This is a genomic window from Acinetobacter sp. FDAARGOS_724 (assembly GCF_013364475.1).
Lineage (GTDB): Bacteria > Pseudomonadota > Gammaproteobacteria > Pseudomonadales > Moraxellaceae > Acinetobacter > Acinetobacter variabilis.
In genome coordinates this window covers 2,200,266-2,224,041 of sequence record NZ_CP054908.1, presented here as the reverse complement: position 1 = coordinate 2,224,041, position 23,776 = coordinate 2,200,266, and the positions used below count along the sequence as shown (strand labels likewise).

The following is a 23,776-nucleotide window of genomic DNA, read 5'->3' as shown; positions in this document are numbered from 1 at the left end:
GGTAAAAGTATATATTTTATTTTTAAGTCTTCCTAAATGTCTCCCTCTCTTCCTGTTTGCAATTAAAGCTTTTCAGTCACATGATTAAGTGATCAAGGCTGTATATCAAGTGAGTAAAATCATGACGCCTGAACAACGCTTCCAGGCCATTTTGGCCCAATCCAAACAGCATGATGAAGCAAAATCCCAGCGCTCAAAGCTGGAAAATAATCTGATCGTGCTCAGTCATGAACTGAAGGAACTCGCAGAACGCATTGAGGAACAAGTCACTGATCTCATCTTCGCTGAAATGGATCATTTTCTAGAATCTCAAGGCTGGAATTCAGAGTTTATTAATACCAGAAATAAAAGATATACCCTGAATGAAAAAAATATTTATCTCAGCGCACTTAAGCCAGCGATTGGAAAATTTTTATTTGTGATTAAGCATGACCTGTTTGAAAGTACTGAACATCAGGTGGAAGCCTGCTTTAAGGATAGTACGACCTTGAGTCATTTTAAAACTGCCATGCAAGGTGGAGATCTTAAAAATGATATTCCGATCAAGGCGCTTGAAGAATGGTTAAAAGGCTTACAGTTAACATTGCAGAAATTAAAAGCTGAAAGTAACAACCTTCAGGCTGATGGTCTGACCTATGAAGTGATCAAGGTCGGTCAGATCCATCATAAAAGACTGCCTAACTTTATCGAAGCCTTTTTATCCATTCTGGAGCATAGATAAGCCTGTTTAAAGTTAGGGTTAGTTTTTAAATTTTATTTATAGGCGCTGTAATTCATTAACTGCACTTCCCTGTTCTGCGAGCCATTTTGCACGTCGCTGGAACAAGGCTGGAGCAGCCTGATTGACCTGATCAATTAAGATTTGTAGATCAGCACGTACCAGTTTTCGGTTTTCTACCACCATCTGACCGTTGACCATGGTCATATGTACATCCTGTCCTTGTACTGCATGTACCAGATTGGTATGTAAATTAAATAGTGGTCCCTGATTAATTAAAGGCGTCATTCTCGGTGTCGCAAGATCTACCGCAATAATATCAGCAAATTTCCCAGCTTCTAGCGAACCAATCTGATCCTGCATGCCTAAGGCTTTGGCACCTGTCCGAGTTGCCATCTGACAGACAGACCACGAATCCAGTGCTGCAGCATCCAAACCGGAAAACTTCGCCAATAATGAAGCAGTTTTCATTTCTTCAAACATGTCTAAATTATTATTTTCTTTCTCGCCATCAGTACCTAATCCTACAGCAATGCCATGTTTAAGCATTTCCGTAATGGGGGCGGCGCCAGATGCCAGTTTCATATTCGATATCGGGTTATGTGCGACACCAACATTATAGTGTTTTAAAATTTCGATCTCTGCTGAATTGGCCCAGACACAATGCGCTAACAGGCATTGAGGTACATCCAGCATGCCCAATTGTTCCAGCATCTGGATCGGGCGCACGCCATAACGTCAAAGGTTTTCTTCAACATCAAACTTGCTTTCGTTGCTATGCGTGTGAAAACCCGTCTGATATTCATGACACATTTTCTGGATACGTGCCAAGGCTTTTTCTTCAGCATAAAACAGATGTTCCAAGCCAACCCAGACCTGAATTCGCCCATTTGCGGCTTGATGCCATTTTTGAATTAAAGCTTCATTACTATTGAGGGTTTCAAAATAGTTGTGATCTGGATGTTCAGCCACATATGGCACCAGCACTGCACGTATACCGAGTTGCTGTGCGGCCTCAGCACTACCTTCCATATAACGCCACATATCCACAATGGTAGTCGTGCCGGATAGCAGCGCTTCGGCATAGCAGAGATAAGAGGCAATTTTGGAATCTTCGGGAGTCACTACCCGATGCATCGGATCAATAAACTGCTGCAGCCAGTCCCAGACCGGTAAACCCTCGGCTGTACCGCGCAGTAAACCTGAGTGACAGTGGGTATTGATCAAGCCCGGCATCAATAAACTTTTGGGATACTGGTCAACTGCAGCTTCAGGATATTGCTGAGTTAATTCCTGTAATGTTCCTACTTGTTTAATAAGAGCGCCATCCATCAGGATGGCACCATCTTTAATACAGTCCAGGTTTGAATTCATGGTCAGGACATAATCTGCGCTCATAATTTTCATAAAGTAATTCCTGAGATTTGTCCGGTTAAGGGCTAAAGGTTTTACCGAGTGATGCTGGTAAATTGAGTTTCAATAACTTCTTGTCGCGTGAAATGAGGACTAAGACGACAATGGTTGCGATATATGGCAATGCCGATAACAGTTCATTCGGTACTTCTAGACCCAGAGCCTGGGCATGAAACTGCAAAATCGTTACACCACCAAACAGATAGGCACCCAACATCAAACGCGTCGGTTTCCATGCAGCAAAAACCACTAATGCAATTGCAATCCAGCCACGTCCTGCAACCATATTTTCAATCCACATCGGCGTATAAACCGTCGACAAGAATGCACCACCAATACCAGCCATTGCACCGCCAAACATGACTGCACCATAGCGAATCGCCAGCACGTTATAGCCCATGGCATGTGCGCTTTCCGGAGATTCCCCTACTGCTTTCAGTAACAGGCCTAAACGGGTTTTACTCAGTACCCACCACACCAGCACAAAAGCAAGTATGGACAGATACACCACATAGTTTTGCTGGAACAGGACTGGCCCTATGAATGGAATATCTGCGAGTCCCGGAATTTTTAAGTTTTCCAGACCCGGTAAGGCAGTACTGACATAATTCTGTCCCAGAAAGGCTGAAATCCCAATCCCAAAAATAGTGAGTGCCAGACCACAGGCGGATTGGTTGGTGCTTAAAGATAAGGTAAAAAATGCAAAAATCAGTGCCATCAATGTGCCTGCCAATCCGCCCATAAATAAGGCACTGGCGACACTGGCTTCATACTGGCTAGCGAATGCAAATCCGGCAATGGCACCGACCAGCATCATGCCTTCTACCCCAAGATTGATGACACCGGTACGCTCTGCTACTAGCTCACCCAGCCCGGCAAAGATCAATGGCGTTGCCGCAGCGACAGTTCCGGCAACAATTGCGGTTAATTCAATACTCATGTTGTTATCCTTCTTCTGTCTGGATCAGGCTGCTTGCGCAGTGGTCATGGTTTTTTTGATTTTCTTTTTGGTAAAACGGTAGCGGTTTTCAATCAGGGCATCTGAAGCCAACAGGAAAAATAAAAGCAGGCCCTGGAAAATTCCGGTAATCGCGACTGGGAGTTGCAACTGCATTTGTGCCAGTTCGCCACCTAAATAGATCAGCGCCATCAGGAAACCTGAAAGTACGATTCCAATGGGATTTAGTCGGCCCAGATAAGCCACAATAATGGCTGCATAACCATAACCTGGTGAAATATTCGGATTGAGCTGGCCGATTGGACCTGCAACTTCACAGATTCCGGCAATCCCCGCCATCAGACCTGAAATTCCCAAACTTAACCAGATGGCTTTTTTTGCTGAAAATCCTGCATATTGAGCTGCCAAAGGTGCCTGACCACTGACTTCCAGTTTATAAGCCATCAGACTCTTACGGATAAAAACCCAGAACAGCACCACTGCGATGATCGTGATAAAAATTGAGGCGTTAATCCGTGTGCCTTCCATAATCAGCGGCAGGGTCGCGCTTTCCGAGAACATTAAGGATTGTGGAAAGTTCATGCCATCTGGATCACGCCATGGACCATTGACCAGATACATCAGCAGGAAAAATGCCACATAGTTCATCATTAAGGTGGTCAAGGTTTCTTGCGCATTAAAATGGGTTTTTAGCAGCGCTGGAATCAGGCCCCAAATTGCACCACCAATCGCACCCATAATCACCATCAAAGGTAAAATCCACCAGCCGATCTGCTCATGAAACAGGATGGCAATACCACCGCCAAAGATGGCCCCCATAGCCAACTGCCCCTCAGCACCAATATTAAACAGACGGGCACGAAACCCAACAGCCAGACCCAAGGCAATTAAAATCAGCGGACTGGCTTTAATTATCAGTTCACTCAGGTTATAGACTGAGCTTAGCGGCTCAATAAAAAAGATATATAAAGCCTGAGCAGGATTCACTCCAAGCATTAAAAACAATAGGCTACCTACCGCCAGCATGGCGAGTAATGCAAGCACAGGTGAGAGCCATTTCATTAATTGAGAAGGATGTTCTCTAGGTTCTAATAAATGCATATTTACACCTCTTCTCTACGCATGCGCTTCATGGACAGGCTCGGATTCAGCTAATATTGCTGGATCTGCCTGAATACCTGACATGAGCAGGCCAATCTGTTCTGCATTGGTATTTTTAGCCGGGACAGGTGCCGACAGCTTTCCACCAGCCAGAACACAAATCTGGTCGCTAATTTCAAACAGCTCTTCCAGCTCTTCTGAAATCACTAAAATCGCAACACCTTGACGGGAAAGATCAATCAGGGTTTGACGGATAAACATCGATGCACCGACATCAACACCCCAGGTTGGCTGGGAAATAATTAATACTTTGGGCTGTTGCAGGATTTCACGCCCCACAATAAATTTTTGCAGATTCCCGCCCGAAAGGCTGCGCGCTTCCGCTTGTGGTCCTGCAGCTTTTACCCCGAATTTTTCGATACATTGCTGGGCAAAAGTGACAGTTTTCTCAAACTGGATAAAGCCCCATTTGTTTAAACCCTGACGAAAGGCAGTTAACAGGGTGTTTTGTGCCAGCGTCATATTCGGCACAGCACCACGACCTAAACGCTCTTCCGGGACAAAACCCAAGCCTAAATCACGCCGCTGGCCTGCACTGAGTTCAGAAATGTCATGATCTAGTAGAAAAACCTGACCTCTTTTCGCCGTTTGCTCACCGGAAAGCAGTGCTAGTAATTCAGATTGACCATTACCCGAAATACCGGCAATGCCCAGAATTTCACCCGAATTCAGGTTAAGTTGAATATTGGATAAGGACACGCCAAAAGGATCATCAGTTTCGTAATTCAGGTTTTTCACCTGAAACAGCGTGTGATGTTCGCCTGTATATGCAGCATGCGCATAAGTCGGCAATTCCCGGCCAATCATTAATTTGGCCAGTTCACTGGTACTATTTTCAGAAGGCAATACATAGCCGGTGACTTTGCCATTACGCAGAATCGTTGCTTCATCACAGAGTTCTTTGATTTCATGTAATTTATGGCTGATATAAAGAATTGAAACACCTTGCGAAGCCACCAGTCGCAAAGTTTTAAATAACTGACGTACAGCTTGTGGAGTTAAGACTGAAGTTGGTTCATCTAAAATGAGTAAGGAAGGATTTTGGAGTAGACAGCGGATAATTTCGACCCGTTGTCGCTCACCAACCGATAAAGAAAAAACTTCACGCCGTGGATCTACCGGCAAGCCATATTGTTCTGATACTTCGGTAATTTTAGCCGCTAAGCTTTTTAAATCTATTTTCTCATCCAAACCTAATAAAATATTTTCAGCCACGGTCATGGTTTCAAACAGCGAGAAATGCTGATACACCATGCCAATGCCCAGTTTTCTGGCCATGGATGGACTTTCTATCTGTACTTCTTTGCCATTCCAGACGATATGACCGCTATCTGCTTTGGTGGCGCCGTAGATGATTTTCATCAAGGTGCTTTTACCAGCACCGTTTTCACCCAAGATGGCATGAATTTGCCCAGGTTGGACTTTTAAATGAATACTGTCATTTGCTTTCAATGAGTTATAGCTTTTGCTGATATTAATCAGCTCCAGTCGTGGAATTTGCTGCTCATTGAGCGATGACGTTTCGATGTCATTTGACATGTGAGGCAGATCGCTCATAACTCAGTCTCCACTCATTTTGGCCCAGTCCATAAAGTGATTCATGGACTGGGGGATGGTTTTTCAGGATTTACTTTCTTTTATTTTTAAGTCATACACATAGTGAAAGAATTATTTAGGTAATGAACCTTCAACCCCTTTCACATAGAAGTTCATTTTTCCAAGCGCTTCATCTGTCATTTTGCTGCCTTTGGTAATCACCAAAGTTCCATCCTGTTTATAGATTGGACCCTGGAATGGATGTAATGTGCCTTTATGAATCGCACTTTGTGCATTTAAAGCGGACTGTTTCACCTTGGCAGGAACAGCAGGTCCGAAGTTTTCAATTTTCACTGCATCCTGTTTTACGCCATACCAGAGAGCGGCAGGTTTCCAGGTTTTATTAGCCACTTGCTGCATGGCTGGGGTATAAATTTTTTCCCAGTGCAATACTGAAGCAGCCAGATGCGCTTTAGGACCAAATTTGCTCATGTCTGAATCCCAACCAAAGGCATATACGCCTTTTTGCTGGGCAGCTTGCACGACTGCTGGCGAATCTGTGTTTTGCATCAGCACATCAGCTTTTTGAGAAATCAGCGCCAAAGCCGCATCACGTTCTTTACCCGGGTTAAACCATGAGTTCACCCAGATCACTTTGGTTTTGACTTTAGGATTGACGCTTTGTGCACCTAAGGTATAGGCATTAATATTACGAACCACTTCCGGGATCGGGAATGAAGCTACAACGCCCAAGGTGTTGGTTTTGGTGGTTTGCCCTGCCACTACACCCAGCATGTAAGCTCCTTCATAAGTACGCACATCATAGATGCCTAGGTTTTTACCTTGCTTATAACCGGTCGCGTGCATGAATACGGTATTGGGGAACTGTTTCGCGACTTTTTCCATCTGGTTCATATAACCAAAAGAGGTCGCAAAAATGACTTTATTGCCCTGCTGTGCCAGATTACGAATCACACGTTCAGCATCGGCCGTTTCAGGTACATTTTCGATATAAGTCGTTTTGAATTTTCCGCCCAGAGCTTTTTCAGCTTTAATACGCCCCTGATCATGTGAATATGTCCAGCCATGATCACTGGTTGGTCCAATATAGACAAATGCAGCTTTATCGACTGCAAAGCTCTGACTGCTGATCCCCAAACCCATAATTGCAGCCGCAATTACAGGCAGTGAAAATTTTTTCATTATCTTTTTATGTTTGGACATATTCAGCATAAATTGCCTCCGTGAATGCCATTTGAGTTTTATAAATAGCGGCTTTAAAAGATCTGAATCGAAATCAAAAATTTTACTGATTGCTATATTTCTATTAATTAGCAACTTCTATTCCAATTCAGTTCAAAAAATAGAACAGGTGGATTGCAAGACACTTATAATTTTTAGAATGATCTGTTCTTTTATTTATTTTTATAAATTACAATTATTTACTACCAAGTATTGAGTATAAAAAAGTTGAACAGTTAAGAATATAAGCCGAGAAATATAGATATCAATCTAAGTCAATGAGCAAAGTTGCTAGAAAACCAGACTTAGCTCAAGACTAAGAAGTTAATAAGATTGAATATTTAAAAATTCTTGTGATTTTCTTTTGATCTGCGCTAGATAAGTGCGTCAGCTCTAAATCGTGTGCGCCAATAAATGGCTTATAGTTAGCAATGTACTGAATGGATAAAAATAGGTTTTTAAAAATAGAAAATTAAGAAAAGTATTTTTTAGAAAATAGAGGCTGGATTGTAGCATTTTAAAGTGAGCCTACAATCCGGAAAATCTGTTTTTATGGTCTTATAAATAAAATGAAGCTGGCTTATAAAAAGAATAATTTCAAAGCTTCATCGAGATGACCAGAAGTCTTTTTGCAATTGAACCGTTTCCTGTTCAAGCTCCGTAATTGGCCCGATCAGCTCAATATTCTTCTGACCATGTGTAAAGACATAAGCAGCTGAAACACTCATGGTCGGATTTTCATTGTGGTTTCCAGTACATTGCAATAATTTTTCTTCGGTCATGGCATAGACCACCCGTCCGATATTGGCCCAATAAATCGTTCCAGAACACATGCAGCAAGGTTCAACTGCCGTATATAAGGTGCATTCAGCCAGATAATCCGGCGTAAAATTGCTGGCTGCGATCCGGGCTAAAGTACTTTCTGCATGGTTGACCGTATCAATATTACATTGGGTCAGTAAAACCGTTTCATGATCAGGTGCAACCAGCACCGCACCAAAAGGATGATGGCCTAAAGACATTGCCCGCTTGGCAACCTCATTGGATAATCTTAAAAAAGATAGCATTTGCTCATGGCTAGGCTGTGGCATAAATTACTCTAAAATTAGTAGTTCAATGGTCATAGCTCCTCTAAAAAGAGGATTTTCGACATATATGGAATAAAAAAGCACCCCAACAGACCAGGGTGCATAAAGGAGGAAATTTAATTTAAACAATATAGCGCTTGCTTAGACCCCATTCCGCCAGAATGCGGCGATAAGTTGTCGAAGACCGGTCAGCTTCAAAATGTGCTTCCATCGTAATATCCAAAGGTAATTCTTCTGGTTTTTGGCTTTCGACCATGTCCTGATCTTCAGCAAAAATCTGTGCGTTAAAGTCATAAACCGCTTGCAGATCACCAGTCGTATCAAAATTACGGGTCAATGGCACAAATAAACGGGTTTTATTGTGAGATACCGGACAGCAGGCATTCAGAATTTTCAGGATGCCATTTTCCGGAAAATGCACTGTTAAAATCGCTGAAAATGGTGGATAGACATCAAACACACGTTTCCACAAGAATCCTTCTGGGGCCAGATGCTGCAAGCCATGCGGATAATTGCTGACATCGCTGACATATTCTGTATGCAAGCCATAAGGGGTGCGCATAGTTGAATACTTTTGCACGATCGGGTTATCACGTGAAGCAAAAGATTCATGATGCACCCAGGCAAAATGCGCCACATCAATAAAGCCTTCTAACTGCCGGCCACTTGAACCGCCGATATCAACAAATGGCGGTAAGATCGATTGGTGCTCTTCGCTCTCCCAAGTATCTAAATCTGGGAAATTAGCTTCTGATTCATCTCGGCTAAACAGGCTGGTCCAGACCAGACCATATTTCAAGACCACTGGAAACTTGGTTAAGGTAAAACGATCCGAAATGTTAGTCAGTTCTGGTTGAGCCGGTATTTTGGTGCATTTTCCTTGAGTGTTGTAATGCAAGCCGTGATAAGGACAAATGATTTCTTCATCCTTTACCCAGCCTTTGGTTAATGGCACACCACGATGCGGACAGATATCACGAACCAGATGAATACTGCCACTCTCAGTTTGATATAGGGCCATCTTCACATCCAGAAGTTGTACCTGCTGTGGCGTAGTACTCACATCCTGAATACGGGCAACTGGATACCAATGCTGAGCCAGGATATTCCAGTCTGATGGGTCAAAGCCGCTACAGTGCGGTTGACTGAATAAATTAAGCACCGGGATCGCATTCATAGTTCACTCACAAATATTTATTGCATGACAACGGCTTAAATTTTTATTTCATTAAGCTGCCTTGTTGTTCTTTAATAAAATTAGCCAAATGCCTGTTCTACTGTCTATTAGAATGTTTCGTAGCCCGTGTTCCAAAAAATAGAACACAAAACTTTTACTGTTCCATTTCTTTGAAAATTGGCACAGAAATCGCTTATCCACTTGATAGAACCAGAATCACTTAGTTTCTAGCTGAAAATTATGTGATTAAAACGATGTGCAGGTGGATTGACGTGATTTTATGAATATTACTTTTTCAAGATTTTCAGAATATTTTATTGCCGTAGCCAAAACAGGCAGCCTAAGAAAAGCAGCTGATCAGCTTTATATTTCCGTCTCCGCGATTCATCGTCAGATCGCTCTGGCAGAAGAAGAATTTGGCATCGTGCTGTTTGAACGGTTGCCGAGTGGCCTGAAGCTGACATTAGCGGGTGAATTGCTCTATGCCGACCTACTCAAATGGCAAAAAGAATTCCAACAGACCTGTATACGTTTTGATGAAATTCAGGGTTTATCGCGCGGCAGCATTGAACTCGGACTCATTGCGGCACTCAGTGACGGTTTCGTTTTAGATTCCCTGCAATACATGTATGAAAACTATCCCTGGATCAATTTCAATATCCAGATTCAGGAAAGTGATACCGTCTCTAAAATGATTATGGATGCTGAAGTTGATTTTGGCATTCTGCTCAATCCTAAAAGTCATAATCAGCTCGAAGTCATGTCTTTTGTGGAAATCCCGGTGGGATTTGTGATGGCTAAATCTCATCCTTTGGCTCAGGCAGAAAAAATCTATTTTTCCGACACTTTAAACTTTAAGCATCTCATTCCCTGTGCTCCTTTAATCATTCATGACTATGTTTATAGCCTGTATAAACATCATCAATTTATGCCGCAGCAAAAGCTGGAGTGTAATGACATTCGCATGATTACTTCTCTGGCAGAGCGCAACTTAGGGATTGGAGTATTGTCCTACATTGATGCCTTACCTTATTTAGAACGTGATGAACTGGTATTTAAACCGATTATTGAAAAAGGGATGCATCCGCTGACCCTTGCTCTTTGTGTGGCACCGAAACGGCAAATTTCCCGAATCTCACAAATTATGATGAACCATCTGATCGACCAGATGGAAGATTTAAAAATCAAATTACAACAGCTCAATGCCTCATGTGCTGCCTGATTCATGTGCAGTACAAATAAAACTTATTGGAAATAAGATATGACAACCTTATGGATTAAAAATCCTCTTGCTGTATTTACCTCGAATGGTCTGGATGCCCGTGGTGGCTTGGTCATTCGTGATGGCAAAATTATTGAACTGGTGGCTCTAGGACAAAGCCCAGCATCACCTTATGACCAATTCTTTGATGCTCAGAATTTGGTGATTATACCGGGACTGATTAATAGCCATCATCATTTTTATCAGACCTTGACCCGTGCCTGGGCACCTGTGGTCAATGCTCCGCTATTTCCGTGGCTAAAAACCTTATATCCGGTCTGGGCCAAATTGAATACTGAACAGCATTATCTAGCCACTCAAATAGCATTGTCTGAATTACTGCTTTCCGGTTGTACCTTTGCTGCGGATCACCATTATCTGTTTCCACAGCAGCTGTCCGATGCCATTGATGTTCAGGTTGAAGCATCAAAACAATTAGGGATTCGTGTGATGCTGACCCGTGGTTCCATGAGTCTGGGTGAAGATTCTGGTGGCTTGCCACCACAGCATACCGTACAGGATATGGACACCATTCTGCTGGACTCAGAACGACTGGTGCAGAAATATCACCAGCGTAGTGCTGATGCCATGGTCAATATTGCGCTTGCACCATGTTCACCATTTTCAGTCACCCAAGAGATTATGCGAGAAAGTGCTGCACTGGCAGAAAAACTGGATGTACGTCTGCATACCCATCTGGCCGAAACACTGGATGAAGAACAATTTTGCCTGTCCAAATTTGGCATGCGTACCGTCGATTATCTGGAAAGTGTAGGCTGGCTCAATTCTAGAACTTGGCTGGCGCATGGCATTCATTTTAATGCCGATGAGATCCAACGCTTAGGACAGGCTCAGGTCGGTATCTGTCATTGTCCACATTCCAATATGCGTTTGGCTTCAGGGATTTGTCCAACCATCGATTTACTGAAAGCAGGTGCAGTCATTGGTCTGGGTGTGGATGGCTCTGCTTCAGGTGATGCGTCTAACCTGATTCTGGAAGCTCGGCAGGCGATGTATTTACAGCGTTTAAAATATGGTGCAGAAGTGATTACGCCTGAACGTGCTTTAACCTGGGTCACACAAGGCTCGGCACAGTTATTGGGACGTGAAAAGCATCTAGGACAAATCGCAGCAGATTTTCAGGCAGATTTGGCTTTTTATAGTCTGGATGATGTCCGTTTTTCAGGGATTCATGATCCGATTGCCGGCTTGTTACTGTGCGGTGCAGATCGTGCTGAACATGTCATGGTCAATGGACAATGGGTGGTTAAAAACAAGGAAATTCTAAATCTGGATCTTGAAGCGGTTCAGGCTGCACATCATCAGGCAGCGAAAGCTTTACTTGCTGCCTAAAAAATCTATTAGCGAATTTCTGTTATTTAAATATAAAAAAGCCCTTCTAGATGAAGGGCTTTTTGCAAAGAGATTAAACGCAGAATTAATCTAAAGGATTGCCAATAATATTACTGATAATGCCTTTCATGATATGTGGTCCCTGCTCTTTACGCAGTTCCTCATACCATTCTTTGGTCACGGCTTCATCTTTCATATGTGTCACATCACAGCGTTTACGTGCACGCAAGACCAGCTCATTGGCACGCTCATTGCGTTTGTTCTGATAGCGTTTTAAGGCATCTTCCAGACCCAGCGTATTAATCTGTAAAGACCGAGCCAGATAGATTGCATCTTCCATGGCCTGACAACCACCCTGACCAATATCCGGTGTGGTGCTATGTGCGGCATCACCAACAATTACAACACGACCTTTATAGAACTGTGCAAATGGTTCAATATCATGAATTTCAACCCGATTGGTTTTCTGTTCATCCAGCGCATCAATCAGATGCTGAACCGGCGCACACCAACCTTCAAAATACTGTTTCAACAAGGGTTTATATTCTGCCCGATTATTCTCTAAACCGACCGGCAACGGCACATCAAAGAAGAAATAGAATTTTCCGTCTGCCACAGGCATCAGCGAAACGCGCTTACCTTGTCCGACAAATGTGGTCCATTGATCTGCTGGAGTAAGCTTTTCTGAAATTTCTACCAGACCATTCCAGTTGACATAACCGGCATAACGACGAGAAACCTGTTCACCCAGTACATAGGCACGGGTAATGGAATGGGTTCCATCTGCACCAATCAGTAGGTCTGTTTTGATTTCTGTAGCATCCGCAAATTTAACCAGGACACCATCTTCCTGTTCTTGCAGCTCAATCATTTTCTTGCCAAGCTGAATATCTTCACGGCCAAACTCGTCCATCAACATGTTTTGTAAATCTGCACGTGCCACCGGATATGGACGCTGTCCCACTTCTTCAATTAACGGCAATAAACTGAACTGGGTCATGGTGTCGCCCGTCAAGCCATCAATATAGGCCAACTGATCCATCTGGCCGCCAAGCTTGGCCACCTGCTCAGTTAAGCCCAGATAATTCAAACATTTTACCCCATTTGACCAAAGTGAGATTGCCGCGCCCACTGGTAAAATCTTTTCTGCCTGTTCATAGATGGTGACTTTATGCCCAAACTTTTTTAGTGCAATTCCTGTGGTCAATCCCCCCATCCCTGCACCAATAATTGTAATCTCCATCTATTTGCTCCTCTCAAAATTGTGTTTCTTCCTCCCTGTGTAGCTAAAAGCGTGCCATTTCGAAAATAATGCACTGATTTTTCTCAAAAGTTGGCACAAGCCGTGCATTCACCTATTCATTAAAAACCTATTTTTATAAGGTCTTTCAGCAGAATTACAGACTTTTATAAAAAATTAGATTCACGTTAAACATAATTTGAATGGAATATAGTTATGGCAACATTATTTGCACCTATTTTCGAGATCCCTGCCCATATCCAGCAGCTTACTAACCTGGCTGATAGCCGGATTGGTGCAGAAATTCTTGAATGTTCAGATGATTTTTTTGCTGAAGCAAAACGAATGTTGCAATTTGATGCACCAATTTTTGTTGAAGATAAATTTGATAATCATGGCAAATGGATGGACGGCTGGGAAACCCGCCGCAAGCGTCATGCCGGCTATGACTGGGCGATTGTCAAACTGGGGGTAGCTGGAACCATCAAAGCACTAGATATTGATACCACATTCTTTACCGGAAACTATCCAGCTTCTGCTGCAGTTGAAGCCTGCTATGCACCAAATGGTGACTTAAGCACCGCAACCTGGCACTCAATTTTACCAAACAGTATATTAGGTCCGAGCCAGCATCATATTTTTAATATTGATTCAGACGAAGTCTTTACACATGTACGCCTAAATATTTTCCCTGACGGGGGTGTAGCTCGCTTTAAAGTCTATGGTGAAGTAAAAATTCAGGTTCAGGACAGTAATCAGGTGATTGATCTGGTCGCTCTGGAAAATGGCGGTCGTGTCATTGCCTATAGTGATGCACACTTTGGTCATCCACGTAATCTGATTAATCCGGGGCGTGGCATCAATATGGGTGATGGCTGGGAAACCAAGCGCCGTCGTGCACCCGGTTTTGACTGGTGTATTCTGGCCTTGGGTCAAAGTGGCCAGATTGAAAAAATTGAGATTGATACTGCGCATTTTAAAGGTAACTTTCCTGCTCAAGTCTCTATCCAAGCGATTTATATTGAAGATGCGACTGACCAGCAGTTAATTCCGCAAAGTATGTTCTGGCCATTCCTGCTTGAAGCACAAGAGATGCAGATGGATCATATTCATAGCTTTGTTGAGGAAATCTTAAAACAGGGAAAAATTTCTCATATTCGGGTGAACATGATTCCGGATGGTGGCATTAGCCGGATTCGACTGTGGGGTAAAGTTGCCTGAGTAATTATATCTATGAGCATGCAAACCATAAAAATACAGCCCTTAACTGCTGAAAGTTTCTTGCCTTATGGCGAGGTCATTGCCTGCGAAGGCAATGATTTTTTCCATATTAATGATCAGCAGACCGAGCGTTATCATGCTCTGGCGGTTGCTGAAACAGATGCTAAAGTTGGTCTAAGTATTTTTAGAAATATTCAGACTACAGCCATTCCCTTTGCAATCGAAATGCTGGAACGTCACCCTGTCGGTTCACAAGCGTTCATCCCGATGCAGGGCCAGAAATTTTTAATTGTGGTTGCGCCTAATCTGGATCATGAAAAGCCTGATCTCAGTCAAATTCAGGCTTTTATCAGTAATGGTACACAAAGTGTAAATTACCGTGCCGGTACCTGGCATCATCCTTTGCTGACCTTTGAAGCTCCGAGTGATTTTGTGGTGATCGATCGGATCGGCACTGGTCCAAACTGTGATGTTTATACTTTTCCTGAAAAGATTTTTATCGAAAATTAAGCCCATTAAAAAGCCCTTATTGATAAGGGCTTTTTAATTTCTTATTTCTTATTTTAGAAATGATATTTCACTAAAGCACTCACGTTATTTTCATCTGCATCCGGAATACCGTATTTGTTATTCCAAACCGAATGCTCAATACCGAGATATAAATTGGTATCAGGAGAAATGTGCTTGCCGACATTCCATTTCCACTGGGTCGTCCAGTTCATCTCGCTCGCATGATCATCTTCAGCAGTTGACCAGTCCAGGAAGCCATCTACCAGGAATTCTTCAGTACCCAATTTAAATGGCACACCATAGGTCAAGGTGAGCTGATAGTCGTCTTCCATATTTTCGTTATTTACACGATAAAGATTCACGCTGGCATAATTGAATTTTGGAATAGCCAGGTCGAAACCTACGCCGTACAGGAAGTTATCAAAACCTTCACCACCTTCCCAAGTCGTTGCTACCAGAACATCTTTCACTGGACCAAATGCCAGCTTTTGACCTGAAACTTCACCCAGACTTAAACGTGGTGAAAATTCAAAATAGCTTGATTTAATATCGTCAGAACCACGCATACGGTCAATGAAAAAGAAGACATCTGCATATTTAACTTTTGCAGCGTATTCAACAGTTAGGGTTGCCTGTTTTTCATCTACAACTTCATAGTTTTCCCCATAAAGCCCAGTAACGCTAAAATCCTGCCAGACTGGTTTTGCCTGTGCAGATGCTGCACCCCATGCAAGTAATGTTGCAGCAGCAACTTGAGTAAATTTCATAAATAAGGTTCCCCAATGGAATTAAAAATCTCATTCTGGATTAAGCAAGAACAAAGCCAACTTTTTAATTTTTGATAAAAAAAGCCTATGACTGGCATGGACATATGGAGGAAATCAAACTTTAATGCAGCGTTTCTGCGAGCTTTTCCGGAACCTCTGTTTTTGACTTAAACATTGGCAGATGATTAAACAGAATGTTTAAAAGGATTGCCATTAAACAGGTTGAACTGATGCCAGAATGGAACAGGGTTTGGAACCATTTAGGGAAATTGGCATAGAAAGAATAGTCAATAATCGGGATCATGCCGGCTGCAATTGAAGTTGCAACAATAATCAGATTTTTCTGCTCGTTATAATCTATTTTCGCCAAGGTGCGGATACCACTCGCAGCCACTGTACCAAATAGCACCAATCCTGCACCACCAAGTACCGGAACCGGAATTGCGGCGATTAGTCGGCCCATAATTGGAAGTAATCCCAAAACCACTAAAATCATACCGCCAGCAGCGACCACAAAACGGCTTTTAATCCCGGTAATGGCAACCAGCCCGACGTTTTGTGCAAAAGCACTTTGCATGAATGAACCAAAAATCGGTGCAACTGCACTTGAGAACATATCTGCACGCAGACCATTGGAAATACGTTCTGAATCTACTTGGGTTCCAACAATTTCACCTACAGCAATAATATCAGCCGTCGTTTCAGTCATAATCACCAACGTGACGATCAGCATGGAAATGATTGCACTGAGTTCAAAAGTTGGCATGCCGAAAGCAAAGAAACTCGGAAATTGTACCCATGCACCATTGCCGACTTTACTAAAATCGCCAAAACCAAACAGATAAGCCAGCACTGAACCCAATACGATCGCCAATAAAATAGACAGGCGACGAATCGAGGCATTTCTACTCAAGTTTAGACAGATCACAATGGCCAAGGTCATCACGGCCAAACTGATATTTTCTACACTTCCCCATTCAGGTGCATTTTTATTGCCCCCCATCATCCAGCGAACGGCTACGGGTAAAAGTGATAAACCGATAATCGTGATCACACAGCCGGTCACGACTGGCGGGAAAAAACGGATAATTCTAGAAAAATAAGGCGCAAGGAAGAAACCAATTAATGAAGCTATGATGACTGCACCATAAACAGCTGATAAGCCGCCACCTGTAGTTACAATCGCCACCATCGTCGCCACACCCGCAAAGGAAACCCCTTGTACCAGTGGCAATTTAGCCCCGATATATTTCACTCCAATGGTTTGTAAAATCGTAGCCAGACCGCCAACAAACAATGCAGCCGCAATCAATAAACCGATTTGTGTAGCTTCCAAACCTGCGGCAGTACCCACAATGAGTGGTGGTGCGATAATACCACCGTACATGGTCAATACATGTTGCAAGCCATAGGCTGCACTTTTGCCTGCGCCCAGATATTCATGTTCTGGTGAAATGTTTGTGCTTTGTTCTGTCATTCTTTTTCTCTCCCTGAAAGCTTGAATAAAAAAATCAGCTTCCGCGATATGTGGAGTACGCGAATGGGCTGATCAGTAAAGGAATATGAAAGTGCTGAGAGGCATCTTTCACCTGAAAATGAATGACTGCTTTAGGAAAGAAAGTTTCTAGACCTAAGCCTTCAAAATAATCAGAAGTAGCAAATTCAAGACTGTATTTACCTTCCTCAAATTCGGTTAAACCAAAATCTGTGACTCGACCATCTGCATTGGTAAATGCTTTTCCGAGTAATTCACCTTCTTCATCAAAGAGTTTGATTAAAACATGTGCTGCAGGTTTGCCGAGATGCGTATCTAAGATATGAGTGCTGATCATGCTTGCAGCTCCTGTGACAGTCTTAATAAAGCGATTTCCGCCAGTTGCGTATGAACAATACCTTTTTCAGTTTCCGGATCATTAGCTAAACGATCTTTCAAGGCATTCAGCACTTCTTGGCTATTTAGACCAGCCGCTTTAATCAGGAAGATATAACCGTATTTTTTTTCATAAGCGATATTGCCTTCTAGCAAAGCTTGCTGAGTTGCTTCGTCCTGAGTTATCGCAGCCTGTTCACGATTGGAAAAGTTTTTTTCAACTTCGCTTAATTCAGCCTGTGCCTTTTTTTCACCAATACGTGGATGATTATCCAAAGCTGCTTTGATTTCGTCCCAGGTCCAGGTTGCAGCCTGTTGTCTGGCTATATTCAATATATCTTCAACAGATGCATAAGGACGCTTTGCTTCAATCTGGGTCGACCAGCTCGGTATTTGCACACAGTGCTTTAAAAACGTAATGGCCTCTTCTGGAGATGCCTGATTAAATTCAACGAGTTGCACTATTAAATCGCCTGATGATATTCATTTTTGGTTCAGTACAGGTTTTGCAATAACAGTGCCAAATCGTCTTGATCTTATATTTTTATATGATGTATAAAGCAAAAAAAGAGAACTCAAGGTTCTCTTTTTTAATATATTTTTCTCAGTTTGATGCGTGATATTTATACCAATGTGCTGCAATATCACCCCGTCGGCAAATCCAGACCTTTTCATGACCTTGCACATAATCGAGGAACTTTTGTAGGGCTTTAAAGCGTCCCGGCCGCCCTAAAATACGACAATGCATCCCGATCGATAGCATTTTTGGTTCAGTTTCACCTTCAGCATAGAGTACATCAAAGGCATCTTTTAAATATTGATAGAATTGTTCCCCGCTATTAAAGCCGCCCGGTGAACTAAATTTCATATCATTGCTTTCTAAAGTATAGGGGATGATCAAATGAGGGCGTGTTTCCCCTGCCCGATTGGTCAATGTGCTCCAAAATGGCAAGTCATCTCCGTAGTTGTCGCAGTCATATTGAATCTGAGGAAATTCAGCCAGTAATTGACGGGTATTTGGACTATCCCGACCGGTATACCAGCCGATTGGTGCTTTGCCGAACAGGGCTTCCAATACGCTAATCGCCTGATCCATATATTGGCGTTCAAGTTCAATCGGCATGTCCTGATAATGTACCCAGCGCTGACCATGTGAAACTACATCATAATTGGCTTCTTTAATCGCTTCGACTATATAAGGGTTGCGGATTAAAGCCATCCCAACCCCGAATATAGTCATTGGCAGATTACGCTTTTTAAACTCGTTATGAATACGCCAGAAGCCGGCACGTGAGCCATATTCATACATGGAATCCATCGACATGTGTTTGTCTGGATAACTGGCCGCGCCAATAATGTCAGATAGAAACTGTTCTGAACCGGCATCCCCATGTTCAACGTGGTTTTCACCACCTTCTTCATAATTCAGTACAAACTGAACTGCGACACGGGCCTGATTGGGCCATTCTACTTTTGGTACATCACCATGATAGCCAATCAAGTCACGTGAATAAGGCTGGTTTCGAATTTGATCTATGAGTTCTTGTCCGCGTAAATATGTACTGGTCACGTTTAATCCCTGATGTGTTATATCAAACAGTAAAATTGAATAAGCGTGACAAGCAATTTATGCGCCAAAAAGGATCATTTAATTTCTTCTAAATTCACCTATTAGTTTTGCCAACTGTTCCATACCATCAAATGTAGTTGGAATCTTATCGTCAGATGAGACAAGTGGAGAAAAAATAATATTCTCAAATTTTTCAAAACCTACTGAATTTTTCTTATGTAATGTCTCTGAATCCTCAGCATAATTATGAATAAACTGGCATAACGCCATACGGAGTTCAAGTTGCATCATTTGAGATTGAATAGCACGTTTATCCTGAAGAGAGATTTTTAGTAAATATAAAGTTATTAAAATCAGAGTAATAAATGGAATTGAAACTAACCACATATTAGAAGGTATTTTTCCATCAAAATAGAAGAAAGCTGCAACCAGGGCTACAAACTCAGCAAAAGGGATTGTGAACATTGCTGTTGCAACGAATCCGTATGTATTTTTTGCTGCTTTTAATTCATCCTTTTTTTGTTCGTAAAGCTGCTGAAATCCTTTATTTAAACCTAAAAAGTCATATGTTAATTTAGTTTCTGCTAATTTTTGCTCCAATTGAAAAACTGTATTTTTCTTAATTTCAAATGACTTTTCCCATTTTTCTAACAACTCACTTGCTTGTTTTAAATTGCTATTTAATTCAGTTAAATTTTTAATTTTACTTGAATGAAATAACTCTTTAAAAATTTGAAATGGTAAATCTCTTTCCGCAAATTTTACATATCTACCGAATTTGGGATGTTTTAAATATTTTTCACTTACAAAGGTGCTAACGCTAGATACTTCTATGGATATAGAACCATTTACTCCGCCTAAGATAAATGTAAGCTCAGAAAAATAAATATTGATGAGATTCAAACTCAGTTCAAATAGATAAAGGAGATCGCTATCTTGCTTAGTGTCTTTATAAACCTTAAGCGCTTTACCAATTTCTGATACGAAATTTGATACTGGTTGTTTTCTACTATATTCAATTATTTTATCGAATTCACTAAGATCAGTATTTATATTTAATACCTGCGCAGCAGACAAAAAGTGGATAGCTATATTTACAATTTCATTAGAATTATTTTCAGTTTCTATTATCTTCTTTGCAATTAATTCGACCTGTTCAAAGGTGGACTTAAATTCCTGACTTTCGAATTTAAAAGTCATCTTCACCCTCATGATATAGTAGTAAAAATGACATCTTGATTTATTTATTCATTTAAAACAAGAAATACCTCTGCGCCATCGGCAGCACTTCTGCTGGCTCACAGGTCAAATGTACACCATCAGCACGAACCTCATAAGTTTCTGGGTGCACTTCCATCACAGGACAGTAACTATTATGTTTCATGTCCTGTTTGGTTACTTGGCGCGTCGCCTTACAGGGTGAAATCAACTTTTTCAGACCTAATTTTTCATGTACGCCATTCTCAATTGCGACTTGCGACAAGAATGTAATACAGGTGTTATGCACTCCACGTGGATAAGCCCCAAACATCGGACGATAATGCACAGGCTGTGGTGTTGGAATAGAAGCATTAATATCACCCATTGGTGCTGCTGCAATCATGCCACCTTTAATAATCATGGATGGTTTCACCCCAAAGAATGCAGGTTTCCACAGTACCAGATCGGCTAACTTACCTTCTTCAACAGAGCCGATTTCATGGCTTAAACCGTGAGTAATTGCAGGATTAATCGTATATTTGGCGATATAACGTTTGACCCGGTTATTGTCTTTATAGGCTGTATCACCTTCCAAAGGCCCACGTTGCACTTTCATTTTATGCGCCGTTTGCCAAGTCCGTAAAATTACTTCACCGACGCGTCCCATCGCCTGAGAGTCTGATGACATCATGGCAATCGCGCCCATATCCTGCAATATATCTTCTGCAGCAATGGTTTCACGGCGGATACGACTTTCTGCAAAGGCCACATCTTCTGCAATCGCTGGATCGAGATGATGACAAACCATCAACATGTCCAGATGTTCATCAATGGTATTGACGGTATATGGACGGGTTGGATTAGTTGAAGATGGTAATACATTCAGTTGACCAATGGCTTTTAGAATGTCCGGTGCATGTCCGCCACCTGCACCTTCGGTATGGTAAGTATGAATGGTTCGATTTTTAAAAGCTGCCAAAGTTTCTTCCAGAAAGCCACTTTCGTTTAGTGTGTCAGTGTGGATGGCCACTTGCACATCGTACTGGTCGGCTACAGTCAAACAGTTATCAATCGCTGCAGGTGTAGAACCCCAATCTTCATGTAATTTTAAACCAACAACACCAGCTTTGATTTGTTCTGCAATTGGCTCTGGCTGGCTTAAGTTGCCTTTACCCAATAAACCGATATTCATTGGTAAATCATCAATCGCTTGTAGCATTGTGGCAATATGCCAAGGCCCTGGAGTCACGGTTGTCGCAGAAGTTCCAGCTGCCGGACCTGTACCGCCGCCGACCATCGTGGTTGTGCCAGACATCAGTGCCGTTTCAACTTGCTGCGGACAGATCCAGTGAATATGGGTATCAATTCCACCAGCTGTTAATATTTGTCCTTCGCCAGCAATGACTTCTGTAGCCGCGCCAAGTGGAATAGTAATATTTGGCTGAATATCCGGATTACCGGCTTTACCGATTTTCCAGATTCGACCATTTTTTAAGCCTATATCTGCTTTAACAATGCCCCACCAGTCGACAATCAGCGCATTTGTAATGACAGTGTCAGCCACTTCAGATGACAAAAGTTGTGATTGACCCATACCATCACGAATGACCTTGCCGCCACCAAATTTAACTTCTTCACCATAAGTGGTGAAATCCTGTTCGACTTCAATGAATAATTCAGTATCAGCTAGACGAACACGATCTCCTACAGTCGGTCCAAACATTTCGGCATAAGCACGACGTGACATTTTCATGATTTATAAACCTTTATAATTCTGCTGCAATTTTTATGAATCGAGCTTGCCCATGATTCGCCCGGCGAAACCGTAAACCTCACGTTTACCTGCTAGTGCAACCAATTCCACATCACGTTTTTGCCCTGGCTCAAAACGAATCGCCGTACCAGCAGCAATATTTAAGCGAAAGCCTTTGGCAAGCTCACGATCAAATTGCAAGGCATCATTGGCTTCAGCAAAGTGAAAGTGTGATCCGACCTGAATCGGTCGATCACCAATATTAGCAACAGTCACTTTCAAGATTTCCCGACCGACATTCATTTCAATATCGCTCTCAGGTGTAAAAATTTCCCCTGGAATCATATGCTGCTCCTATACGATCGGTTGATGGACAGTGACCAGCTTTGATCCATCTGGAAAGGTTGCCTCGACCTGCACTTCTGCAATCATTTCCGCAATGCCTTCCATGACATCATCACGTGTCAATAAGGTCGTACCGTAATGCATTAATTCACTGACCGTCATGCCATCACGCGCACCTTCAAGCAATGCCGCAGAAATATAGGCAATGGCTTCTGGATAATTCAGTTTTAAACCACGAGCTTTACGACGCTCTGCCACCAGACCCGCAGTAAAAATCAGCAGTTTATCTTTTTCTGTAGGGTTGAGTTCCATAACTGGTTCCTCATTGATATATATGTATTTCTAAGCAAAATATGTGCAAGATTCGATATTTGGTGTTCTCTCTCCCTTTGGGAGGGAGTTAGAGGGAGGGTTTTAATAAATGTTTAATCACCTCTCCCTAACCCTCTCCTATAAGGAGAGGGAATTAAAGGATTACGTCCGCCAAATTCTCGGAAATGCCTCATCCAGACCGAACCAGTAACGTCTTAATCGAGCGCGAATTGCAGCAAAACCATCATGGCATTGACGGACATCATCTCCCAGAAAACGTGCACTAATTACATCGCCAAGCAAAGTCAAGGTAATCGGTACATCCATCCGCATAATGAGCTCACGAATCAAATCGAGATGCTGTTCCAGATAAAAACTCGCACGGTATTTTTCAGGCGGTACAGCCCAGAAGCTGCCCATCACCGCATGTCCATTCATGCCTAGACACGAACTGAGCCAGCGGTCATTGCCTTTAAAATTCAAGGTATCTGCAACCAGCAATTTGTCTTTACGCCAAAGCTGAAAACGGTTTTGATAAGCCCCCTGTGCAAACTGTTCATCTCGTGCCTGACGGCCGATCACCAGCATATCCCAACCAATAAAACTGGCTGCTGCATCTAAATGGACGATTGTTTCGGAACTGGCATTAGCCCCATCAAATAACATGGTTTCTTGAGGTAGCCATTCGAAAATCGCATTGTCATTTAAACGGATGTGAATATGCTGAAAAGCCTGCTTGCCATTGGTTCTGTACCATTTACCTGCGCCTGGTGTGGTCACCAAGGCATGAGCATTGGCATCTACCTGCATATCAAAAGTGAGATGATCCCCACCGGCAATCCCTGCTGGCGGATGCACGATAATGGCATGGCAAATCCCACTGGCTTCTGGCCATAACATTTTCTGGATGCGTACCGGTCCATGATGCTTGCGATGTTGCAAAATGGTTCGCGCAGTCTGTTGCTGCGCCTGAAATCCCATTTCCAGACGTGCATACCATAAGTTCTGCTGCGTGCTTTTTTCTGCCAGTTCGTACATCAACAAATCAATCCAATATCATCTGAAAATGATTTTCCAGGCA

The 23,776-nt window shown here is 42.5% G+C and carries 22 protein-coding genes and 1 pseudogene; 5 read left to right on the top strand and 18 right to left on the bottom strand.

Annotated features, from left to right (window positions below; all coding sequences use genetic code 11):
• Positions 1 to 109: 109 nt before the first annotated feature.
• On the top strand, positions 110 to 721 hold the full coding sequence (locus tag FOC32_RS11855; RefSeq protein WP_175967588.1) for a hypothetical protein: 612 nt from the start codon (positions 110 to 112) through the stop codon (positions 719 to 721).
• Positions 722 to 757: 36 nt separating this feature from the next.
• Here the strand turns inward: FOC32_RS11855 and FOC32_RS11850 are convergent.
• From FOC32_RS11850 to FOC32_RS11820, 7 genes and pseudogenes are all read right to left on the bottom strand, one after another.
• Positions 758 to 2,125 (bottom strand): annotated as a pseudogene (locus FOC32_RS11850) (amidohydrolase family protein).
• Between the two features lie 25 nt (positions 2,126 to 2,150).
• Positions 2,151 to 3,071 carry an ABC transporter permease gene (locus FOC32_RS11845; RefSeq protein WP_159123035.1) on the bottom strand — a complete coding sequence of 307 codons (921 nt, stop codon included), beginning with the start codon at positions 3,069 to 3,071 and terminating at the stop codon, positions 2,151 to 2,153.
• A gap of 24 nt (positions 3,072 to 3,095) precedes the next feature.
• Positions 3,096 to 4,190 (bottom strand): ABC transporter permease, encoded by a 1,095-nt coding sequence (locus tag FOC32_RS11840; RefSeq protein WP_125278683.1) that lies wholly within the window; start codon positions 4,188 to 4,190, stop codon positions 3,096 to 3,098.
• A 15-nt stretch (positions 4,191 to 4,205) separates the two neighbouring features.
• Positions 4,206 to 5,807, bottom strand: coding sequence for an ABC transporter ATP-binding protein (locus tag FOC32_RS11835; RefSeq protein ID WP_175967586.1), 1,602 nt, complete (start codon positions 5,805 to 5,807; stop codon positions 4,206 to 4,208).
• 111 nt (positions 5,808 to 5,918) lie between these two features.
• Complete coding sequence (locus FOC32_RS11830) at positions 5,919 to 6,950, bottom strand: BMP family ABC transporter substrate-binding protein (RefSeq protein ID WP_228761304.1); 1,032 nt, start codon at positions 6,948 to 6,950, stop codon at positions 5,919 to 5,921.
• A gap of 683 nt (positions 6,951 to 7,633) precedes the next feature.
• Positions 7,634 to 8,119, bottom strand: coding sequence for a nucleoside deaminase (locus tag FOC32_RS11825; RefSeq protein WP_175967582.1), 486 nt, complete (start codon positions 8,117 to 8,119; stop codon positions 7,634 to 7,636).
• 118 nt (positions 8,120 to 8,237) lie between these two features.
• On the bottom strand, positions 8,238 to 9,293 hold the full coding sequence (locus tag FOC32_RS11820; protein WP_175967579.1) for an aromatic ring-hydroxylating oxygenase subunit alpha: 1,056 nt from the start codon (positions 9,291 to 9,293) through the stop codon (positions 8,238 to 8,240).
• Positions 9,294 to 9,573: 280 nt separating this feature from the next.
• On the opposite strand from FOC32_RS11820, the gene FOC32_RS11815 reads away from it, so the two are divergent.
• Together FOC32_RS11815 and FOC32_RS11810 are read left to right on the top strand one after the other, a co-directional pair.
• Positions 9,574 to 10,515 (top strand): LysR family transcriptional regulator, encoded by a 942-nt coding sequence (locus FOC32_RS11815; RefSeq protein WP_175967577.1) that lies wholly within the window; start codon positions 9,574 to 9,576, stop codon positions 10,513 to 10,515.
• A gap of 39 nt (positions 10,516 to 10,554) precedes the next feature.
• Positions 10,555 to 11,907, top strand: a complete 1,353-nt coding sequence (locus FOC32_RS11810) for an 8-oxoguanine deaminase (RefSeq protein ID WP_175967575.1) — start codon at positions 10,555 to 10,557, stop codon at positions 11,905 to 11,907.
• 85 nt (positions 11,908 to 11,992) lie between these two features.
• On the opposite strand, the gene hpxO is transcribed toward FOC32_RS11810, so the two are convergent.
• On the bottom strand, positions 11,993 to 13,150 hold the full coding sequence (hpxO, locus tag FOC32_RS11805; RefSeq protein WP_175967573.1) for an FAD-dependent urate hydroxylase HpxO: 1,158 nt from the start codon (positions 13,148 to 13,150) through the stop codon (positions 11,993 to 11,995).
• Between the two features lie 213 nt (positions 13,151 to 13,363).
• Here hpxO and alc point away from each other — a divergent pair, with 213 nt between their 5' ends.
• On the top strand, positions 13,364 to 14,368 hold the full coding sequence (gene alc / locus FOC32_RS11800) for an allantoicase (protein WP_125278689.1): 1,005 nt from the start codon (positions 13,364 to 13,366) through the stop codon (positions 14,366 to 14,368).
• Between the two features lie 12 nt (positions 14,369 to 14,380).
• Entirely contained in the window at positions 14,381 to 14,878 is a 498-nt protein-coding gene (locus FOC32_RS11795) for an ureidoglycolate lyase (protein WP_175967571.1), read from the top strand.
• Positions 14,879 to 14,931: 53 nt separating this feature from the next.
• Here the strand turns inward: FOC32_RS11795 and FOC32_RS11790 are convergent, their stop codons facing one another.
• The 10 genes from FOC32_RS11790 to FOC32_RS11745 all read right to left on the bottom strand — a co-directional run bounded on the left by FOC32_RS11790 (position 14,932) and on the right by FOC32_RS11745 (position 23,733).
• A complete protein-coding gene (locus FOC32_RS11790) occupies positions 14,932 to 15,645 on the bottom strand; it encodes an outer membrane protein OmpK (RefSeq protein WP_005235592.1) in 714 nt (237 codons plus the stop codon).
• 121 nt (positions 15,646 to 15,766) lie between these two features.
• Positions 15,767 to 17,122 carry a nucleobase:cation symporter-2 family protein gene (locus FOC32_RS11785; protein WP_175967569.1) on the bottom strand — a complete coding sequence of 452 codons (1,356 nt, stop codon included), beginning with the start codon at positions 17,120 to 17,122 and terminating at the stop codon, positions 15,767 to 15,769.
• A 34-nt stretch (positions 17,123 to 17,156) separates the two neighbouring features.
• Positions 17,157 to 17,477, bottom strand: coding sequence for a hydroxyisourate hydrolase (gene uraH / locus FOC32_RS11780; protein ID WP_005235589.1), 321 nt, complete (start codon positions 17,475 to 17,477; stop codon positions 17,157 to 17,159).
• The gene (gene uraD / locus FOC32_RS11775) at positions 17,474 to 17,977 is read right to left on the bottom strand and encodes a 2-oxo-4-hydroxy-4-carboxy-5-ureidoimidazoline decarboxylase (protein ID WP_175967567.1); all 504 of its coding nucleotides are present in this window, start codon (positions 17,975 to 17,977) and stop codon (positions 17,474 to 17,476) included. The genes uraH and uraD overlap by 4 nt, the downstream gene beginning before the upstream one ends.
• A 142-nt stretch (positions 17,978 to 18,119) precedes the next feature.
• Entirely contained in the window at positions 18,120 to 19,085 is a 966-nt protein-coding gene (puuE, locus tag FOC32_RS11770) for an allantoinase PuuE (protein WP_175967565.1), read from the bottom strand.
• Positions 19,086 to 19,163: 78 nt separating this feature from the next.
• Positions 19,164 to 20,285 carry a hypothetical protein gene (locus FOC32_RS17035; RefSeq protein ID WP_175967563.1) on the bottom strand — a complete coding sequence of 374 codons (1,122 nt, stop codon included), beginning with the start codon at positions 20,283 to 20,285 and terminating at the stop codon, positions 19,164 to 19,166.
• 52 nt (positions 20,286 to 20,337) lie between these two features.
• A complete protein-coding gene (gene ureC / locus FOC32_RS11760; protein ID WP_175967561.1) occupies positions 20,338 to 22,038 on the bottom strand; it encodes an urease subunit alpha in 1,701 nt (566 codons plus the stop codon).
• 33 nt (positions 22,039 to 22,071) lie between these two features.
• Positions 22,072 to 22,383 carry an urease subunit beta gene (locus FOC32_RS11755; protein WP_004785857.1) on the bottom strand — a complete coding sequence of 104 codons (312 nt, stop codon included), beginning with the start codon at positions 22,381 to 22,383 and terminating at the stop codon, positions 22,072 to 22,074.
• 9 nt (positions 22,384 to 22,392) lie between these two features.
• On the bottom strand, positions 22,393 to 22,695 hold the full coding sequence (ureA, locus tag FOC32_RS11750) for an urease subunit gamma (protein WP_175967559.1): 303 nt from the start codon (positions 22,693 to 22,695) through the stop codon (positions 22,393 to 22,395).
• Positions 22,696 to 22,857: 162 nt separating this feature from the next.
• Positions 22,858 to 23,733, bottom strand: a complete 876-nt coding sequence (locus FOC32_RS11745; RefSeq protein ID WP_175967558.1) for an urease accessory protein UreD — start codon at positions 23,731 to 23,733, stop codon at positions 22,858 to 22,860.
• Positions 23,734 to 23,776: the final 43 nt, after the last annotated feature.

What these genes read in the sequence shown, in the direction of transcription:
- FOC32_RS11845 (WP_159123035.1), bottom strand. Translation starts at nt 3,071, where the DNA reads ATGAGTATTGAATTAACCGCAATTGTTGCCGGAACTGTCGCTGCGGCA.
- FOC32_RS11840 (WP_125278683.1), bottom strand. Translation starts at nt 4,190, where the DNA reads ATGCATTTATTAGAACCTAGAGAACATCCTTCTCAATTAATGAAATGG.
- FOC32_RS11835 (WP_175967586.1), bottom strand. Translation starts at nt 5,807, where the DNA reads ATGAGCGATCTGCCTCACATGTCAAATGACATCGAAACGTCATCGCTC.
- FOC32_RS11830 (WP_228761304.1), bottom strand. Translation starts at nt 6,950, where the DNA reads ATGGGTTTGGGGATCAGCAGTCAGAGCTTTGCAGTCGATAAAGCTGCA.
- FOC32_RS11825 (WP_175967582.1), bottom strand. Translation starts at nt 8,119, where the DNA reads ATGCCACAGCCTAGCCATGAGCAAATGCTATCTTTTTTAAGATTATCC.
- FOC32_RS11820 (WP_175967579.1), bottom strand. Translation starts at nt 9,293, where the DNA reads ATGAATGCGATCCCGGTGCTTAATTTATTCAGTCAACCGCACTGTAGC.
- FOC32_RS11815 (WP_175967577.1), top strand. Translation starts at nt 9,574, where the DNA reads ATGAATATTACTTTTTCAAGATTTTCAGAATATTTTATTGCCGTAGCC.
- FOC32_RS11810 (WP_175967575.1), top strand. Translation starts at nt 10,555, where the DNA reads ATGACAACCTTATGGATTAAAAATCCTCTTGCTGTATTTACCTCGAAT.
- hpxO (WP_175967573.1), bottom strand. Translation starts at nt 13,150, where the DNA reads ATGGAGATTACAATTATTGGTGCAGGGATGGGGGGATTGACCACAGGA.
- alc (WP_125278689.1), top strand. Translation starts at nt 13,364, where the DNA reads ATGGCAACATTATTTGCACCTATTTTCGAGATCCCTGCCCATATCCAG.
- FOC32_RS11795 (WP_175967571.1), top strand. Translation starts at nt 14,381, where the DNA reads ATGAGCATGCAAACCATAAAAATACAGCCCTTAACTGCTGAAAGTTTC.
- FOC32_RS11790 (WP_005235592.1), bottom strand. Translation starts at nt 15,645, where the DNA reads ATGAAATTTACTCAAGTTGCTGCTGCAACATTACTTGCATGGGGTGCA.
- FOC32_RS11785 (WP_175967569.1), bottom strand. Translation starts at nt 17,122, where the DNA reads ATGACAGAACAAAGCACAAACATTTCACCAGAACATGAATATCTGGGC.
- uraH (WP_005235589.1), bottom strand. Translation starts at nt 17,477, where the DNA reads ATGATCAGCACTCATATCTTAGATACGCATCTCGGCAAACCTGCAGCA.
- FOC32_RS17035 (WP_175967563.1), bottom strand. Translation starts at nt 20,285, where the DNA reads ATGACTTTTAAATTCGAAAGTCAGGAATTTAAGTCCACCTTTGAACAG.
- ureC (WP_175967561.1), bottom strand. Translation starts at nt 22,038, where the DNA reads ATGAAAATGTCACGTCGTGCTTATGCCGAAATGTTTGGACCGACTGTA.
- FOC32_RS11755 (WP_004785857.1), bottom strand. Translation starts at nt 22,383, where the DNA reads ATGATTCCAGGGGAAATTTTTACACCTGAGAGCGATATTGAAATGAAT.
- ureA (WP_175967559.1), bottom strand. Translation starts at nt 22,695, where the DNA reads ATGGAACTCAACCCTACAGAAAAAGATAAACTGCTGATTTTTACTGCG.
- FOC32_RS11745 (WP_175967558.1), bottom strand. Translation starts at nt 23,733, where the DNA reads ATGTACGAACTGGCAGAAAAAAGCACGCAGCAGAACTTATGGTATGCA.